Source organism: Fusobacterium perfoetens, from assembly GCF_021531595.1.
GTDB lineage: Bacteria > Fusobacteriota > Fusobacteriia > Fusobacteriales > Fusobacteriaceae > Fusobacterium_B.
On record NZ_JADYUD010000025.1, the window covers coordinates 1 to 3,846 of the forward strand.

Below are 3,846 nucleotides of genomic sequence, written 5' to 3' on the forward strand. Positions count from 1 at the left end.
TTTTTTCCAGGAGGGGTTTATGAATATTTTATTAGTTGTACTTACTGTAGCGTTAATATTCTGTATAGCAAAATTAATTTTAAAAAAATATAATACAGTTTTTATTTTCGTAGCAACAGGTATAATAGTTTTAACGATTATTACTGCAATAAAGGGAGTTTCAATTTTACCAGAGGCTCAGAGTACAGGAAACATTTATTTAGATGTTCTTGAGTTTGTTAAGAAAAAGATGATAAGTAACACAGCAGGACTTGGAATTGTATTAATGACTGTTACAGGTTATGCGATGTTTATGTCTCATATTGGTGCTTCTACAAAGTTAGCTTTAAAAGCTACAAAGCCATTAAAGAAATTTAATTCACCTTACTTTGTACTTGCAATCATCTTTGTTATAGGTTGTATGCTAAAACTTGTAATAACAAGTCACTCAGGTTTAGGATTATTAATGGTAGCAACAACTTTCCCTATTTTATTAAATCTTGGTGTAAGTAGATTAAGTGCAGGAGCTGTAATGTGTTTCACAGGATTCCTTGATTGGGGACCTAATGACTCAAGTGCAATCTTTGCTGCAAAACTTGTAAATATGGAAGTAATGGATTACTTTTTACAATATCAAGGTAAAGTATCTTTAATAGTTTTAGCTGTATCAGTTATCTTTATTCCTATTTACTACAGCCGTTTAGATAAGAAAATGAAAGATTCAGGAATGGATTTAGATAAAATAAAAGAAATAGAAGATCCTGATTGTCCAGGATACTATGCAATACTTCCAATAATTCCATTAGTATTAGTAGCAGTATTTAGCTTTGTTGACTTTATAAAAATGGATGTTGTTACAGCTAACTTAGTATCATTTGTACTAGCATTCGTTCTTGAAGTTATAAGACATAAAGATGTTAAAAAAGCAGCTGCAGGAACAGAAGTTATTTTAAAATCAATGGGAACATGTTTTGCTAACATTGTATCAATAGTTATTGCAGCAGCAATCTTTGCAGAAGCAATTAAACAAATTGGTGGAGTAACAATAGTTGCAAACTTCCTAGCTTCTTTAAACGGAGGACTTTTAATTACAATGTTCCTAATGTCATTAATAACATTTGGTGCAGTTATACTTCTTGGAAGTGGAAATGCTTCATGGTATGCTTTTGGACCTTTAGTTCCTGGAATAGCAGAACAAATGGGTGTAAGCGCTTTATGGATTGCTCTTCCAATGCAGCTTGCAACAGCAATTGGGCGTTCTTTATCACCAGTAGCAGGAGTTGTTATTGCAGTAGCAGGTCTTGCAGAAGTAACAGTTGAAGAATTAATAAAACATTCTGTAATTCCTATGGTAGTAGCATTTATAGTGAATGTTATAGCATCATACTTAATTTTATCACTATAATATAATTTAAGAATATAAAGTTTCAATTTAAATAAATTAATGATTGACTAAGGTATTTAAGGAGGAGTTAAAATGAAAAAATATAATTTTGATGAAGGTGTAAACAGAAGAGGAACTGACGCTAAAAAATTTGACCCATCTTTATGTCCAAGCGATGTATTACCATTCTGGATTGCTGATACAGATTTCCCAAGTCCAGATGAAGTAAAAGAAGCTTTAATAAAAAGAGCTGAAATGGGACATTATGGATATCCATATATAGATTCTGCTTTTGAAGAAAGTATTGCAAGATGGTACAAAGTAAGACATAACACAGTATTAAATCCAAAATACATTGATTTCTCTCCATGCGTTATCCCAGCAATGATATGGTGCGTAGAAGAGTTCTCAAGTGTTGGAGATAAAGTTTTATTACAAACTCCAGTATATCCACCATTCCATGATTTAGTAAAAAATAATGGAAGACAATTAGTATACAATGAAATGAATTTAATCAATGGTCGTTATGAAATAGACTTTGAAGACTTAGAGAAAAAATTAAAAGATCCTAAAGTAAAAATTATGTTTGTATGTAACCCTCAAAACCCAACAGGAAGATGTTTTACAAGAGAAGAACTTGTAAAAATCGGAGAGTTATGTCTAGCTAACGATGTAATGATTGGAGTAGATGAAATTCACGCGGATATCGTATTTGATGGATTAGAATTCATTCCATTCTGCTCAATCTCTGAAGAATTCGCTATGAACTCTGTAACATTCATCAACCCAGCAAAAACATTCAATGTTGCAGGATTCAGAACAGCTGCATGGTTCACTCATAGCAAAAAAATCTATGACAGAATGATAAATCAACAAACTTATGCAAAAGGAATGGGAAGAAACATATTTGGTAACGAAGCTTTAATGGCTTGCTATAACCATGGAGATTCTTATGCAGATCAATGTGTTGCTTACTTAAATGAAACAAGAGATGAAGTTGTAGATTATATAAATAAAAATATCCCAGGAGTACATGCTATAAAACCTGAAGCAACATTTATGACATGGCTTGACTGTAGAGAATTAGGATTTAAAACTCAACAAGAATTAAAAGACTTCATGTTCAAAGAAGCTAAAATACTTTTAAATGATGGAACAACTTTCGGAGCAAAAGAAGGATTTGGATTCATGAGATTTAACTTCGCTTCTCCTAGACATATTGTTATGGAAGGAGTTCACAGACTTGAAAAAGCTGTAAAAGAACTAAAAAAAGACTAATTTAATAAAAATTGAGGATAGTCATGGAAAGAAAAGATTATAAAAATTCAGTAGATAATAAAGAAGAACTTTTAATTGTAGTAAATTCTGAAAATAATATTATTTTCCAAGCAAAAGAAAGTCCATTGTCATCATTTTTAAAAAAAGTTTTCGTTGAGGAGATAAAAGATAAAGGATTAAGCGTGTATGCTAATCAACTTGGAATAGGATTAGCGGAGCTTGGTAAAGTGCTTGATATAAAATATTATTATGGAACTATTGTATCAGTACCTGCAAAAGCATTACTTGAAGAACAAAAAGTAGAGTTTGAATATGTAGATACTATAGAATTAGTACATTCAAGCAGTAATCCTGAGAAAGTATGTCCTGTAGAAGACAAATTAAATTCTTTAAGCACTTTTGATGAAAGAGTGGAGTTCCTTAAAGAAAAAGCAGCTCAAAAAAATAAAGCTTGCTTTGTAAATTTTGACAAAAAATAGATACTGAAATAAAATCATTTATTAGGAGCATATCTATAACTTTTGAGTTTTAGGTATGCTCTTTTTTTTATAAATTTTATAGCATAGTTGTATAAAAAATGTTAAAATGTAAAAGAGTTATTGAAATATAAAAAATAATTTATTTATGTTATAGAATATAAAAGTAATTAGGAGAAACTAGATGTTTACTGAAGTTAAAAACATACAATTGTATGATGAAGTTGTAAGTCAAATAAAAGAAGAAATAAAAAAAGGAAATCTTAAAACAGGAGAAAAGCTTCCTTCAGAACAAGAAATGGCAAAAATGTTTAATGTAAGCAGATCCACAATAAGAGAAGCCTTAACAATTTTAAGAGTAGAAGGAATTGTAGAAACTAAAAAAGGTGTAGGAACAATTATACTAGGAATTGATAATGAAAGTAACAGAATAAATGAGAACTTCTTTAATTATCTAGTAAAGAAATATGATTTAAAGAATAATAGAAAAAATCTATTTCAAAAAGCTTTGGAACTAGTAAAATTAAGAAAAATGTTAGAACCATATATATATGAAGAACTAGCAGAAAATTGTCCTGAAGAATTAATAAAAGAATTAAAAGAATGTTTAAAAGCTACGAGAAAAAGAATGAAAGAAAAAATGCCTTATACAGTAGAACTTACAGAATTTCATTATATAACATATAAATATATAACAAATGAGATGCTAAGAGAGTTTATGATGTTAGG

General features: G+C 29.7%; 4 protein-coding genes. All 4 read left to right on the top strand.

Features of this window, described 5'->3' with window-relative positions:
* The first annotated feature begins 19 nt into the window (after positions 1 to 19).
* Positions 20 to 1,384, top strand: coding sequence for a C4-dicarboxylate transporter DcuC (gene dcuC, locus I6E17_RS09760; protein WP_235237082.1), 1,365 nt, complete (start codon positions 20 to 22; stop codon positions 1,382 to 1,384).
* Between the two features lie 72 nt (positions 1,385 to 1,456).
* The gene (locus I6E17_RS09765) at positions 1,457 to 2,641 is read left to right on the top strand and encodes a MalY/PatB family protein (RefSeq protein WP_235237084.1); all 1,185 of its coding nucleotides are present in this window, start codon (positions 1,457 to 1,459) and stop codon (positions 2,639 to 2,641) included.
* 23 nt (positions 2,642 to 2,664) lie between these two features.
* Positions 2,665 to 3,120 (top strand): DUF1893 domain-containing protein, encoded by a 456-nt coding sequence (locus I6E17_RS09770; protein ID WP_235237086.1) that lies wholly within the window; start codon positions 2,665 to 2,667, stop codon positions 3,118 to 3,120.
* A gap of 181 nt (positions 3,121 to 3,301) precedes the next feature.
* Positions 3,302 to 3,846: FadR/GntR family transcriptional regulator (locus tag I6E17_RS09775; RefSeq protein ID WP_235237088.1), on the top strand; the 545-nt coding region annotated here is incomplete at its 3' end.